A 12,909-nucleotide genomic window follows, 5' to 3' on the forward strand; every position below is an offset into this window, starting at 1 on the left:
AGGGCGCCTTTCTTGCGTATGCGCTGGATGTGTCGGGCGCTTGCCTTAGCGGTGCGATCGACCGTCGACGATGAACTGGATGCGCTCCAGCAGATCCTGGCTGCTTTCAGTCACATTGGCCAAGGCGCGCATGGCGGCGTCCGTGTCGCCCGCGAGGTGGTGCGTGACGAGTTGTTCGCCATGGGCGTGCAGGGCTTGGTGCAATGTGTCGAGCGTAGCCAGCGGGCCGGGTGGGCGCGCGTCCAGCAGCTTCTTGTCGAGCCACTGACCAAAACGACAGCGATGTGGGTTGGTTTCCGGTGCCTCGGCCGAGTCGTCGCGCACAAAGTGGTTGAGCTGGTCGATCCAGGCGCGGTGCTCGGAGGCGACATACAGCAGCTCGATATCCTGGTGATCCAATTGGCCGGTCTGCGCCCAGGCGACAGGGGCCGTCCAGCCTTGTGCCCACGCAGTGAGGGCTTCGGCGGACATCGGGCGGGCAATGCCATAGCCTTGGGCTTGCTCGCAGCCCAGTTGCAGCAAGAGTTTGCCGTGTTGTTCCGTTTCGACACCTTCGGCGATGACCTCGCGGTGAAACGCGCGCGCCAGTCCGAGCACGCCTTCCAGGATGGACAGGTCGCCGGGGTCGTGGAGCATGTCGCGCACAAAGCCTTGGTCGATCTTGAGCACGTGGACCGGCAGGCGTTTGAGGTAGATGAGCGACGAGTAGCCGGTGCCAAAGTCGTCAAGCGCGAAGCGCACCCCGAGATCGGCGCAGGCGGCGATGACCTTGGAGACATGGTTGATGTCTTCGAGCGCACTGCTTTCCAGCACTTCCAGTTCCAGGTGGGCCGGTGGCACGTCGGGGGCCTTGTCGAGCAAGGCCTGCAGTCGTTCGACAAAATCGGCTTGTTGCAGATGATTCGCCGAGACATTGACGCTGACCGTAATTTCGATGCCGGCTTGTTGCCACGTGTCGATCTGCGTCAGCGCCGCCGCGATGACCCATTCGCCCAGCGCAATGTTTGTGGGGTCGGTTTCGATATCGGGCAGGAACATGCCGGGCGCCAGCAGACCGCGTTCGGGATGCGCCCAGCGGATCAGCGCTTCGGCGCCGATCAGGGCGCCGGTCCGCATGTTCACCTTGGGCTGGTAATGGAGCACAAACTCGTTGTCGGCGAGTGCCTGCCGGATGCGGGCGATGCTTTCATGTCGGCCGCGTACGGCGCGTTCGTGGTCGGCGTCAAACAGGTGAAAACGGTTCTTGCCGGTCTGCTTGGCCTGGTACATGGCCTGGTCTGCCTGACGTATCAGTTGGTCGGAGTCGAGGTCGACGTCACCCTGATAGTGTGTCAATCCGATGCTGCCCGAGACCTGCAGCTGTTGCTGGTCGATATGGATGGGCTCTGAAATCTTGGTCAGTAGCCGATGCATGATCGCTTCCACGGCGGCGTCGTCGTGGATGTCGGGCAGCACCATGACGAACTCGTCGCCACCGAAGCGCGCGACGGTATCTTCTTCGCGAAGCGTCTCCAGAAGGCGTTCGGCGGTGGCGACCAGCACGCGGTCGCCCACCGCGTGCCCCTGGGAGTCGTTGATTTCCTTGAAACCGTCGAGGTCGAGGTAGGCCAGGGCCAGCTGTGTCTTGTTACGACGGGCCCGGGTCATGGTTTGGCCAAGGCGATCGGCCAGCAGCACGCGATTCGGCAAGCCGGTGAGATCGTCAAAGAATGCGAGGCGCTCGAGTTGTTGTTCGTTTTCCTTTTGACGACTGATGTCCGAGAACACGGCGACGTAGTGAGACACTGCACCCTTGGTGTCGCGAACGGCCGAAATCGTCAGGATCTCAGGAAAAATCTCGCCGGATTTTCGCCGGTTCCAGATCTCGCCCTCCCAGAATCCCGCTTCGAGAAGGTGTTGCCACAAGGAGGCATAGAACGCGGCGTCGTGACGGCCCGAGCGCAAAATGCGCGGATTCTTGCCGATGCCTTCATCGCGGGCGTAGCCGGTGATCCGGGTGAACGCGTCGTTCACGTTTAAAATCGTGCCCTCGGCGTCGGTAATGAGAATGCCTTCCCGGGCGGCGGCGAAGACGCTCGAGGTGAGCTGCAGTTCGACTTCGGCGACCTTGCTGGCTGATACGTCGATCTGGGTCCCGGAGACCGTTGCCGGCGCGCCGGAGGCCGTCCGTTCGGTAATCTGACCGCGCTCCAGCAGCCAGATCCAGTGCCCGTTCTTGTGGCGCATTCGGACTTCACATGCGTAGTGCGGGTTTTCGCCGGCGAGGTGCTGAGCGAACAGGGTCGCGGATCGCTCCCGGTCGTCGGGGTGAAGCAGTTGGTCGCGGCGGTGGGCGGTCAGTGTGTGCAACTCAGCACGCGAGTAGCCGAGCATCTCGGCCCACAGATCATTGATGACGATGTTTCCGCTTGGGATATGCCACTCCCAGGTGCCTGCCCGCGTGCCCTGAATGATTCCTTCCAGGCGCACCTGGTTCTGAAGAAGCAAGGCTGTTTTTCCGCGAACAACGTATCTGAGGCGCAGATTCCAGAAAAAAATCCAGGCCAGCAGCGCAAGGATCGCCAGTGCGTAGGGCCAGTAAGCCAGGACATCAATACCTCGGTCGGGCAAATGGGTGCCGGCCCATTTCCAGTTCAAGCCCTCCAGCGCACCGGTGCTCCGCGCGCGCGCGATGCCTTTGTTGAGAATGGAACGCAGCAGGCGATTGCCGTCCTTGACGGCCATGGCATTTCGGCCGACATACAGTGGGTCGCCGACCTTCTTCATGCGCGTATTCAGGCCGTTGCTGTAGAGGTAGTGCAAGACGATCTGTTCGTCGCCGATCAGTGCGTCGGCGCGGCCCTCGATGACTGCCGCGCTGGCCTGGGCGAAAGAGTCGGTTGCCACAAGGGTGAAGTCGATGCCGCGGGCGAGCAGGTAGTCCAGTGCGTAGTCGCCGCGCTGAATGGCGATCCGCTTTCCGTGGAGGCTCGCGAGGTTGGTGACGTCCGGTCGGTCCGCCGCGACAAAAATGGTGGCCGGAATCTCGAAGACGGTATCGGTGAAGTCGAAGTCACGGTCCCGCTCTTCGCTATAGAAGAAGCTGGTCAGCACCTGTGCGCGGTTTTCCAGGACGGCGCGTTGGGCTTCGACGAAAACCGCGTCGGTGAATTCGGCGTGAAAACCAAATTCGGTGCTGATCCAGGTGGCAAGCTCGATCATCATGCCCTTGCGGGCGCCCGTGGCAGGGTCGACGAATTCGAAAGGTGGGTAGTTTGTCTGGCTGACGAAAACGATCGGGCCAGCCGTATTCAGGAAGGCACGCTCCTGGTCGGTGAGCGCCGCCGCGGCGGCTGTCTGGGCCTGCGCAGAGATGCTGACCATGGCGTAAAGACAGGCCAGCATCATACCCAGCAGGAGGTGCTTGATCGATCGGCGTGAAGTGCTCATGGGTCAGATCAGGGGCGCGGGGCGCAACACGGATGCGCTGTTCCGTGCGCCCGATTGGCGGCGAGGTGGTGGCGCGATGATAGCCGGAAACGGTCTGTTTCAGCCACGCGTCAGCGCTGGCGGTGATCTTGCGGTGCGGCCCTTTGGACGCGGTCGTTCATCGGGAAGGTGTAGCGACGACAGTGCGTGCCGCGTGGAACGCCGGCGGCGGGGGGTGCCATGTGCGGCTCAGTGTTGGTCGGTGATGAGTGCGCGGAAGCCATCGGGCAGATGCAGCGTTTGCAGGCTGCGCTGTGTAAACAAGAAGCGTCCATCCACCCGGAAGCCCAGCGCCTCCCAGGGCACAGCCGTATTCAGCAAATGGACGGCCTGGTCCATTGGCATGCGGGTGTCGTGGGGAAACAACGCGAGAATTGCGCCGTCGTACGCGCGGGCCGGGTGCAGAAAAAAGGGCGCGTCGCGGCGGGTGCGGCCATTGACGTAGATGCGCGGCGCGTCGCTGAGCGGATACGTGCGGCCCCAGTGCCACCAGTTGCTTTCGTCGAACCGGCGCACGCGACGGGTGAGCAGGCGGGGCTTGTGCGGGATCAGGTCGGGGTGTGGCTGGTTGTAGAGCATGCGCCGGGTGGTGCCGCTGTCGACGGTTTGGGAACACACAAACTCGACATTGCCGTCCGGGTGCGCGAAGACATCGTCGGCACCCGACACGGCGCCGACCTTGACCGAAAAGAGGTCGGCAAGCGCGACGGTCATGGGCGCCGGGGAGAAAGCGAGCTGGCCATCCATTTCAATGAACTGGCGCGGTTCCCACTGTGGGTTTTGCAGTGCGCGGTACTGCGTTCGGCGGCTGAAGTCGCCTTTCTCGAAACGAAAGATCGCACAGTTGGGGAGCGCTCCGGAGAAGATCCGCGTGTCGCCTGTTTCGATCCAGTGGGTGATGGTGCCGGTGTCGTACAGGTAGCGGTTCAGTTTGCGCGCGGCGGTCAGTTTGATGAACTCGCGCGGTACGATGAAGATCAGTTCGCCACCGTCGGCGAGGTGGCGTACGCATTTGTCGATAAAGAACAGGAACAGATTGCTGCGCCCGTCGAAATGCTGCATGTCGAGCCGTGACCGGGTGACTTCGGGAATGTCCTGAAAGCGCACATAGGGGGGATTGCCGATGACGGTGTCGAAGCGCTCAGATTGCGGGTAGCTGAAGAAATCGGCTTGCAGCATCGAGGCGTTGGCCACTGCCGGGTCGAACTCAATGGCGACGCAGGATTTGATCTGGTCGCTGAACGCGCCGGCCCCCGCCGAAGGCTCAAGGACACGCCCCTCGCGCTGACGCAGGTCGAGCATCAGCTTGACGATCGCGGCCGGTGTAAAGACTTGGCCAAGAGAGGTAACGTTTCTGTCGGGCAAAAGGGGCGCAGGCAGAGGAGTCGGAGGAGGCGCCACGGTAGCCGAAGCGACCGAACCGGGCAATGCCCAGGGGCGTGGAGCGGGGCGGGATGTCGACAAAAAAGCGCGGCCAGAGCCGCGCTTTTTTTCGTCAGACGCTAAATCCGATCAGACAGCGCGGATAGCAGCAGCCTGCAGACCCTTGGGGCCCGTGCGGATTTCGAACTCGACGCGCTGGTTTTCAGCCAGGGTGCGGAAGCCGTTGCCCTGAATTTCGCTGAAGTGCGCGAACAGGTCGTCACCACCGCCATCAGGCGTAATGAAGCCGAAGCCCTTGGAGTCGTTGAACCATTTCACGGTGCCGGTTTGAGTGCTCATTTATACGTGTTCCATAATAAAAACAAAATCTGGGCGTATAGCCCACCTGCAGGAACTATCAAGAAACGTACTGAGGGGATTCAAACGTGGGCGGTTTAACCAAACACCGCGAAGAAACACCTGCAAGGACAACTGCTTGAAGCGACTGCCCCGACACGATACACCTTTTTACCCGGGTGTCTAGTGCTTTGTGGCAGCGTCAAACCCCGGCGGGCAGTGCGATTTGACGATGAACCGCCGGGTGTGGCCGCGAAATGGGATAATCGCGCCTAAATCAAGTGGATCGAAGGCAAGCATGACTATTCAGTGGTTCCCGGGGCATATGAATTCGGCGCGCAAGAAAGCGGCCGAAGTCATGGCAAAGATCGATGTGGTGATCGAGGTGGTAGATGCGCGCCTGCCGGCGGCGAGCACGAACCCGATGATCGAGTCCTTGCGTGCGCACCGTCAACGTCCTTGCCTCAAGTTGCTCAACAAGTCTGACCTGGCTGATCCGGCCGCGACGGCGGAGTGGCTGGCCTATTTCAATCAGCAACCGGGCGTCAAGGCGGTGGCCATTTCGTGCAAGAAGCCGGCAGAAGTGGCCCGTGTGCCCAAACTCTGCCAGCAACTGGCACCGCATCGCAGCGATGGCACCAAGCCCTTGCGCATGATGATCATGGGGATTCCGAACGTGGGTAAGTCCACGCTGATGAATGCCATGCTCAAGCGCCGTGTGGCGGCCGTGGGCGATGAGCCGGCGGTGACCAAGTCTCAGCAGCGCCTCGATATCAGCCCCACCATGTCGCTGGTCGATACGCCGGGGATGTTGTGGCCGAAAATTGCATACGACGCCGATGGCTTCATGCTGGCGGCCAGTCATGCGATTGGCGTTAACGCCGTCGCCGAGTTTGATGTGGCGGTCGCGCTGGGTCAGTTGCTGCTGTCGCGCTATCCGGAGCGTCTGGCCGCGCGTTACAAGACCGACGTGGCGGGCTTTGATGGCGTGCGTCTGGTGGAAGAGGTGGCGCGCCGGCGCGGATGCCTGGTCAAAGGTGGTGGCGTGGACGTCGATAAGGCGGCGCTGGTGTTGCTGGCCGACTACCGCAGCGGCGCACTGGGGCCGATCAGCCTCGAAACGCCGAGCAGCCGGGCTGACATGATCGCGGCGGCGGCGGCGATGGCGGCAGCGGCTGAGGCGGTGTCTTCAGCGGCGGACGGCGAGGCGTAATGGCCGGCGTGCTGATCTGTGGCCGCTTTCGGCTCGACCTGTCGACACCGAAAATCATGGCGATTCTGAATGTCACCCCGGATTCGTTTTCGGGTGATGGCCTGCTGAAACAGCGCGACGATATCTTGCGTCGCGCCGAACGGGCCGTTCAGGATGGCGCGCATGTACTCGATTTGGGTGGGGAGTCATCCCGGCCCGGCGCTGCGGCGGTGAGTGAGGCGGAAGAGTTGGATCGCGTGATTCCGATCGTTGAGGCGCTGGCTGGCTGGGGCGTGCCTTTGTCGGTGGATACGGTCAAGCCGGCGGTGATGACCGCGGCGATCGGTGCCGGCGCGGACATGATCAACGATATCAACGCATTGCGAACGCCAGGCGCACTGGCAGCGGTGGCGGCCAGCGGCGCCGCGGTGTGCCTGATGCATATGCAGGGCGCGCCCAGAACAATGCAGGATGCGCCGCATTACGACGATGTGGTGGCGGAGGTCGAGGCTGCGCTGGTCGAGCGCATGGACGCGGTCTGTGCCTCCGGCGTGGTCAGAGAGCGCATTTTGATTGATCCGGGCTTCGGCTTTGGCAAAACCTTGGCGCACAACCTGGGCCTGTTCCGCGCCTTGCCGCAGTTTGCGGCGCTGGCGCCGGTGCTGGTGGGGGTGTCGCGCAAGTCCATGCTGGGCGCGTTGACCGGGCAGCCGGTGGAGGCGCGTCTGGTGGCCAGCGCTGTTGCAGCCGCGCTGGCGGTGCAGTCGGGCGCTGTCTGCGTCCGTGTGCATGATGTGGCGGCGACCCGGGATGCACTGGCGGTACTCGACGCGGTGATGGCGTGAGCGTTTGCACGCTGAAAACCGACGGCGAATGTCATAATCGGGCGAGAATTTTTTGGGGCGGCCCTGGCCGCAACTGACAGCATACTGAAGCGGGAAGAGCGATGAGCAGAAAGTATTTTGGGACAGACGGGGTGCGCGGGCGAGTGGGTGATGCGCCGATTACGCCTGATTTTGTGATGCGCCTTGGTTACGCGGCGGGCGTGACCCTGGTCATGCGGGAGCAGTTGCCCAAGGGCGAGCGACCGACGGTGCTGATCGGGAAGGACACCCGGATCTCTGGCTATATGCTCGAAGCCGCGCTGGAGGCGGGTTTTTCGGCCGCCGGGGTAGACGTTATTTTGGCTGGACCCATGCCCACGCCGGCGGTGGCCTACCTGACCCGGGCGCTGCGTTTGCAGGCGGGCGTCGTCATTTCCGCGTCTCACAATCCGTTCTACGACAACGGCATCAAGTTTTTCTCGGCCGGTGGCGCGAAGCTGCCCGATGCCGTCGAGCGCGAGATTGAAGTGCACCTCGATGAGGGCATGGGCTGCGTGTCGTCAGACCGCTTGGGGCGTGCGCGCCGTATCGAAGATGCGGCTGGCCGCTATATCGAGTTCTGCAAGAGTACCTTCCCGAACGAGCTTGATCTGCGCGGCATGAAAATCGCGCTCGATTGCGCGCATGGCGCGGCCTATCACATTGCACCGAAAGTGCTGCACGAGCTCGGGGCAGAGGTGGTGTCGGTCGGCGTTCGGCCGGACGGCCTCAATATCAATGATGGTGTCGGTGCAACTTCGCCCGAGTATCTGCGCGATGCGGTGTTGACGCACGGCGCGGATATCGGCATCGCGCTGGATGGCGATGCTGATCGTGTCGTGATGGTCGATGCGGCGGGTGAAATCTATGACGGCGACAAGCTGATCTATGTGATTGCCGTGGCCATGAAGCGCTCGGGCAAACTCAATGGTGTGGTCGGTACGCTGATGAGCAACCTCGGCTTCGAGCATGCCATCGGGCGTATGGACGTGCCGTTTGCGCGCGCCAAAGTGGGCGATCGCTATGTGCTTGAGATGATGCAGGAGAAGGGCTGGCGCTTGGGGGGGGAGAACTCGGGGCATATTCTGAGCCTCGATCATCATACGACCGGCGACGGCATTGTTTCCGCGCTCCAGGTCCTGGCTTCCTTGCGCGAGCGAGGCGTTTCACTCAAGGAGGCCTGCGCGGACCTGGTGTTCTACCCGCAACGCTTGATCAATGTGCGAATGCCGCAGGGCTTCGACTGGCGCTCGGACAGCCGCATCGCAGCGGCCGAAACCGCGAGCGCGGAGGCCTTGGGTGATCGTGGTCGCGTCCTGTTGCGCCCCTCGGGTACGGAGCCGCTGCTCCGGGTGATGGTTGAGGGTAGCGACGCCGACGAGGTTGAGCGGCATGCGACCCATTTGGCGGACACCGTCCGTGCCGCGTTCGGCGAGACCGTTTGAGTGCGCTGGATCCTGGGTCGCTTTGTTTGCTGAGGAGCGGGCGGGCGGTTACAATCGTCGGATTTTTCCGCCCTCGCAGCGAAGCGTATGAGATCGAAACTGGTAGCAGGCAACTGGAAGATGCATGGTCGGCGCGACATGGCGGCAGATTTGCTGTCCGCGCTCGCGCCGCATTTGCCACGCGGTGTCGATGTCGCAGTTTGCGTGCCGTTTCCGTATCTGGATCAGGCTGGCGCTGCACTGGTTGGCTCGGCGCTGCATCTCGGCGCGCAAGATGTGAGTGAGTGCGACGATGGCGCTTTCACTGGCGAAGTCAGCGCCGGTATGCTCCGGGATATGGGCTGTCGCTATGTGATCGTCGGTCATTCAGAGCGTCGCGCGCGACACGGTGAATCGAGTCAGTGCGTGGCGGACAAAGCAGCGACGGCATTGCGAAACGGTCTGACACCGATTGTTTGTGTTGGCGAGACAAAAGACGAGCGCCTGGCAGGTCAGACCGAGTCTGTCGTGTCGGAGCAACTGGCGCCGGTGCTGGCGCTCGGTGCTGACCGGGTCGAGCGCCTGGTCATCGCTTACGAACCGATCTGGGCGATTGGCACTGGGCTCTCCGCCACGGTGGACGAAGCGATTGCGGTGCATTCAGCAATCCGCGGCGCGCTTGGCCGTGTTTCTCGGGCGGCGGCTGATCGAGTACAGATTTTGTATGGTGGGAGCGTGAAACCCGAAACGGCTCCCGCGCTGTTTGCGGCAGACGATATCGATGGCGGGCTCGTCGGTGGCGCTGCGTTGGATCCGGAAGCTTTTTTGGCGATTTGCAAGGCTGCAGTCGCTGTTTGATTAGAACTTACACGTTCAGGAACGAATGAATCATGGGTAGTTATCTCTTTTCGATTGTGTTGACGGTGCACGTGCTGGTGGGCATCGGGGTGATCGGCCTGGTTTTGTTGCAGCACGGCAAAGGGGCGGATGCTGGCGCCGCATTTGGTAGCGGTTCGTCGGGGAGCCTTTTTGGTGCATCGGGTTCGGCGAACTTCATGAGCCGCACCACCGGTGTGCTGGCGACCGTCTTCTTTATCACCAGCCTTGGCTTGAGCTACCTCGCAAGTTCGGCCAGGACCGTCCCTGCAAGCGTCATGGAACAAGCGGTTCCGGCTGCCGGACAGGCGACGTCCGAGCCTGCCGCGGGCTCGGATTCGAAGCTGAATACTGTTCCCAAATAAGGTGCAAAAAGCTTTGCGCAGCGCGGCAGAAGTCGTATAATTCGTCCCGCTGTAACGCTATGAGTGCCGACGTGGTGAAATTGGTAGACACGCCATCTTGAGGGGGTGGTGACGTAAAGTCGTGTGAGTTCGAGTCTCACCGTCGGCACCAAAAAAATTATTGGACGCCCGCAGTAAGCGGGCGTTTCCATGCGGTTTTTCCGCAAACAAAGACCGGGATCTATAAATGCTAGAAAACTACTTCCCCGTGCTTGTTTTCATCCTGGTCGGGCTCGCCTTTGGCGTGGCGCCGATCGTCATGGGGCGGCTTATTGCGCCGCACCGTCCTGACAGCGAAAAGCTTTCCCCTTTTGAGTGTGGCTTCGAACCCTTCGAAGATGCGCGCATGAAATTTGATGTGCGTTATTACCTGCTCGCTATCCTTTTCATTATCTTTGACTTGGAGATTGCGTTCCTGCTTCCGTGGGCGACGATTCTCCAGGAAATTGCCGGCACAGAATCTCTGCGCTTGTTCGGTTTCTTCGAGATGTTCGTATTTTTGGGCATTCTCGTCATTGGTTACATCTGGGTGTGGAAAAAAGGCGCACTGGACTGGGAGTGATTTCCCCTCCGCTTCACCCTTGAATCTGCCTTGCGGCAAGAGGTGACATGAGTATCGAAGGCGTTTTAAAAGAAGGATTCGTCACAACGTCACTGGATACGGTGATCAACTGGACGCGTACCGGCTCTTTATGGCCGATGACGTTTGGGTTGGCCTGCTGTGCCGTTGAGATGATTCATGCGGGCTGTTCGCGCTATGACCTTGACCGCTTTGGGGTGGTTTTCCGTCCCAGTCCGCGTCAGTCAGATGTCATGATCGTGGCGGGAACGCTTTGCAACAAGATGGCGCCAGCCTTGCGCAAGGTCTACGACCAGATGGCCGAGCCGCGTTGGGTGATTTCAATGGGTTCCTGTGCGAACGGTGGTGGCTATTACCACTATTCGTATTCAGTCGTGCGCGGTTGTGATCGTGTGGTGCCGGTTGATGTCTACGTGCCTGGCTGCCCGCCGACGGCTGAAGCCCTGATTTACGGCATCATCCAGCTGCAGCGGAAGATCCGGTCCACCAACACCATTGCGCGCTGACGGGGTAGGTGACGGGATGACTACAAAAATTGAACGTCTTTCGGCTTTGCTTGGCGAGCACTTTGGTGAGCGTGCCAAATCGATTGTTATTGATCGTGGTGAAGTGACGCTGGAAGTTGCCGCCGACGACTATCGTTCGGCTGCCATCGAGTTGCGTGATCGCGCCGAGTTTGCTTTTGAGCAGTTGGTCGATGTGTCGGGTTTGGATTATTCGGCATGGGCCAATCGTGAGTGGACGCGAGAGCGATACGCCGCTTCGACGCATCTTTTGTCGATTGCCAATAACTGGCGATTGCGTTTGCGCGCATTTGCGCCGGATGACGGTTTTCCAGTGCTGGATTCATTGTGTGATGTCTGGCCCAGCGCGAACTGGTTTGAGCGAGAGGTTTTCGACCTGTTCGGCATCATGTTCTCCGGGCATCCGGACCTGCGTCGAATTCTCACCGATTACGGTTTTGTCGGTCATCCGTTCCGCAAGGATTTCCCGGTCTCAGGGTATGTGGAAATGCGTTACGACCCCGAGCAGCGGCGCGTTGTTTATCAGCCAGTGACCATTGAGCCGCGCGAAAATACGCCGCGGGTTGTGCGTGAGGCCAATTATGGAGACGTCGGCCATGGCTGAAATCCGCAACTATACGATCAACTTCGGGCCGCAACACCCGGCGGCGCACGGTGTGTTGCGCTTGGTGCTTGAGTTGTCCGGCGAAGTCGTCGAGCGCGCTGATCCGCATATCGGATTGCTGCATCGCGGCACCGAAAAGCTGGCAGAAACCCGCACCTGGGTGCAGTCCGTGCCCTACATGGACCGTCTCGACTATGTGTCGATGATGTGTAACGAGCACGCGTACTGTCTGGCGATTGAGCGCCTGATCGGTGTCGAGGTGCCCGAGCGTGGTCAATATATTCGCGTGATGTTCGATGAAATCACCCGGATTCTGAATCACCTGCTGGCGATCGGCACGCATGCGCTGGATATCGGCGCAATGACCATGGTGCTGTACACGTTCCGCGAACGTGAAGATCTGATGGATGCCTATGAGGCGGTTTCCGGCGCGCGAATGCATGCCGCGTATTACCGGCCGGGTGGCGTGTATCGCGATCTGCCGGATCAGATGCCGCAATACGAAGCGTCGAAGTGGAAAAACGCCGAGACGGTGCGCCAGTTAAATGAGAACCGTCAAGGTTCGCTGCTCGATTTTCTGGAAGACTTCACCAATCGTTTCCCTAAGTACTGCGACGATTATGAAACCCTGCTGACCGATAACCGGATCTGGAAACAGCGGACGGTCGGTATTGGTGTGGTGACGCCCGAGCAGGCCAAGGCCTGGGGCTTTACTGGCGCGATGCTGCGGGGCTCTGGCGTGGCGTGGGACTTGCGCAAGAAGCAGCCCTACGAAGTCTACGATCGACTGGATTTCGACATTCCGGTGGGCAAGGAGGGCGATTGCTACGATCGCTATCTGGTTCGCATGGAAGAGATGCGTCAGTCGAATCACATCATCAAACAATGTATTGCCTGGTTGCGGAAAAATCCGGGGCCGGTCATTACGGGCAACCACAAGGTGGCCCCGCCGTCGCGCGAAGCGATGAAGTCGAACATGGAAGAGTTGATTCACCACTTCAAACTCTTCTCGGAAGGCATGCATGTGCCAGAAGGCGAAGTGTATGCGGCCATCGAGCACCCCAAGGGCGAGTTCGGTGTGTATGCCGTATCGGATGGCGCCAACAAGCCGTATCGCCTGAAGCTGCGCTCACCTGGTTTCGCCCACTTGGCGGCCATGGATGCGATGGCGAAAGGACATTTGCTTGCAGACGTCGTCGCCATTATCGGCACGATGGATATCGTGTTTGGTGATGTTGACCGCTGAGGCGGACCG

Annotated in this window: 12 protein-coding genes and 1 tRNA gene; 10 read left to right on the forward strand and 3 right to left on the reverse strand. The window is 60.7% G+C overall.

Annotated elements, in window-relative coordinates; genetic code table 11:
- Positions 1–45: 45 nt before the first annotated feature.
- From FHP89_RS08830 to FHP89_RS08840, 3 genes are all read right to left on the reverse strand, one after another.
- The gene (locus FHP89_RS08830; protein WP_144173247.1) at positions 46–3,429 is read right to left on the reverse strand and encodes an EAL domain-containing protein; all 3,384 of its coding nucleotides are present in this window, start codon (positions 3,427–3,429) and stop codon (positions 46–48) included.
- Between the two features lie 228 nt (positions 3,430–3,657).
- A complete protein-coding gene (locus tag FHP89_RS08835) occupies positions 3,658–4,770 on the reverse strand; it encodes an Eco57I restriction-modification methylase domain-containing protein (protein ID WP_186300183.1) in 1,113 nt (370 codons plus the stop codon).
- A gap of 210 nt (positions 4,771–4,980) precedes the next feature.
- Positions 4,981–5,190 (reverse strand): cold-shock protein, encoded by a 210-nt coding sequence (locus FHP89_RS08840; RefSeq protein ID WP_144173251.1) that lies wholly within the window; start codon positions 5,188–5,190, stop codon positions 4,981–4,983.
- A 295-nt stretch (positions 5,191–5,485) separates the two neighbouring features.
- Here FHP89_RS08840 and ylqF point away from each other — a divergent pair, with 295 nt between their 5' ends.
- The 10 genes from ylqF to FHP89_RS08890 all read left to right on the forward strand — a co-directional run bounded on the left by ylqF (position 5,486) and on the right by FHP89_RS08890 (position 12,900).
- Complete coding sequence (gene ylqF, locus FHP89_RS08845; protein ID WP_144173253.1) at positions 5,486–6,400, forward strand: ribosome biogenesis GTPase YlqF; 915 nt, start codon at positions 5,486–5,488, stop codon at positions 6,398–6,400.
- Positions 6,400–7,224 (forward strand): dihydropteroate synthase, encoded by an 825-nt coding sequence (gene folP, locus FHP89_RS08850; protein ID WP_144173255.1) that lies wholly within the window; start codon positions 6,400–6,402, stop codon positions 7,222–7,224. Before ylqF ends, folP begins: the two co-directional genes overlap by 1 nt.
- A 101-nt stretch (positions 7,225–7,325) precedes the next feature.
- Complete coding sequence (gene glmM / locus FHP89_RS08855) at positions 7,326–8,687, forward strand: phosphoglucosamine mutase (RefSeq protein WP_144173257.1); 1,362 nt, start codon at positions 7,326–7,328, stop codon at positions 8,685–8,687.
- 87 nt (positions 8,688–8,774) lie between these two features.
- A complete protein-coding gene (tpiA, locus tag FHP89_RS08860; protein ID WP_144173259.1) occupies positions 8,775–9,524 on the forward strand; it encodes a triose-phosphate isomerase in 750 nt (249 codons plus the stop codon).
- 32 nt (positions 9,525–9,556) lie between these two features.
- The gene (gene secG, locus FHP89_RS08865) at positions 9,557–9,907 is read left to right on the forward strand and encodes a preprotein translocase subunit SecG (RefSeq protein ID WP_144173261.1); all 351 of its coding nucleotides are present in this window, start codon (positions 9,557–9,559) and stop codon (positions 9,905–9,907) included.
- A 65-nt stretch (positions 9,908–9,972) separates the two neighbouring features.
- A tRNA-Leu gene (locus FHP89_RS08870) sits at positions 9,973–10,058 on the forward strand.
- A 75-nt stretch (positions 10,059–10,133) separates the two neighbouring features.
- On the forward strand, positions 10,134–10,508 hold the full coding sequence (locus tag FHP89_RS08875) for an NADH-quinone oxidoreductase subunit A (protein WP_144173264.1): 375 nt from the start codon (positions 10,134–10,136) through the stop codon (positions 10,506–10,508).
- Between the two features lie 47 nt (positions 10,509–10,555).
- The gene (locus FHP89_RS08880) at positions 10,556–11,032 is read left to right on the forward strand and encodes a NuoB/complex I 20 kDa subunit family protein (RefSeq protein WP_144173266.1); all 477 of its coding nucleotides are present in this window, start codon (positions 10,556–10,558) and stop codon (positions 11,030–11,032) included.
- A 16-nt stretch (positions 11,033–11,048) separates the two neighbouring features.
- Positions 11,049–11,654, forward strand: a complete 606-nt coding sequence (locus tag FHP89_RS08885; RefSeq protein WP_144173268.1) for an NADH-quinone oxidoreductase subunit C — start codon at positions 11,049–11,051, stop codon at positions 11,652–11,654.
- Positions 11,647–12,900, forward strand: coding sequence for an NADH-quinone oxidoreductase subunit D (locus FHP89_RS08890; RefSeq protein WP_144173786.1), 1,254 nt, complete (start codon positions 11,647–11,649; stop codon positions 12,898–12,900). Before FHP89_RS08885 ends, FHP89_RS08890 begins: the two co-directional genes overlap by 8 nt.
- Positions 12,901–12,909 lie beyond the last annotated feature (9 nt).

The organism is Denitromonas ohlonensis, from assembly GCF_007625205.1.
Taxonomy (GTDB): Bacteria; Pseudomonadota; Gammaproteobacteria; order Burkholderiales; family Rhodocyclaceae; genus Nitrogeniibacter; species Nitrogeniibacter ohlonensis.

Bases quoted from the DNA above. Each gene is read 5' to 3' on its own strand.
- folP (WP_144173255.1), top strand. From the start codon at position 6,400: ATGGCCGGCGTGCTGATCTGTGGCCGCTTTCGGCTCGACCTGTCGACA.
- ylqF (WP_144173253.1), top strand. From the start codon at position 5,486: ATGACTATTCAGTGGTTCCCGGGGCATATGAATTCGGCGCGCAAGAAA.
- FHP89_RS08880 (WP_144173266.1), top strand. From the start codon at position 10,556: ATGAGTATCGAAGGCGTTTTAAAAGAAGGATTCGTCACAACGTCACTG.
- secG (WP_144173261.1), top strand. From the start codon at position 9,557: ATGGGTAGTTATCTCTTTTCGATTGTGTTGACGGTGCACGTGCTGGTG.
- tpiA (WP_144173259.1), top strand. From the start codon at position 8,775: ATGAGATCGAAACTGGTAGCAGGCAACTGGAAGATGCATGGTCGGCGC.
- FHP89_RS08885 (WP_144173268.1), top strand. From the start codon at position 11,049: ATGACTACAAAAATTGAACGTCTTTCGGCTTTGCTTGGCGAGCACTTT.
- FHP89_RS08875 (WP_144173264.1), top strand. From the start codon at position 10,134: ATGCTAGAAAACTACTTCCCCGTGCTTGTTTTCATCCTGGTCGGGCTC.
- FHP89_RS08835 (WP_186300183.1), bottom strand. From the start codon at position 4,770: ATGCTCGACCTGCGTCAGCGCGAGGGGCGTGTCCTTGAGCCTTCGGCG.
- FHP89_RS08830 (WP_144173247.1), bottom strand. From the start codon at position 3,429: ATGAGCACTTCACGCCGATCGATCAAGCACCTCCTGCTGGGTATGATG.
- FHP89_RS08890 (WP_144173786.1), top strand. From the start codon at position 11,647: ATGGCTGAAATCCGCAACTATACGATCAACTTCGGGCCGCAACACCCG.
- glmM (WP_144173257.1), top strand. From the start codon at position 7,326: ATGAGCAGAAAGTATTTTGGGACAGACGGGGTGCGCGGGCGAGTGGGT.
- FHP89_RS08840 (WP_144173251.1), bottom strand. From the start codon at position 5,190: ATGAGCACTCAAACCGGCACCGTGAAATGGTTCAACGACTCCAAGGGC.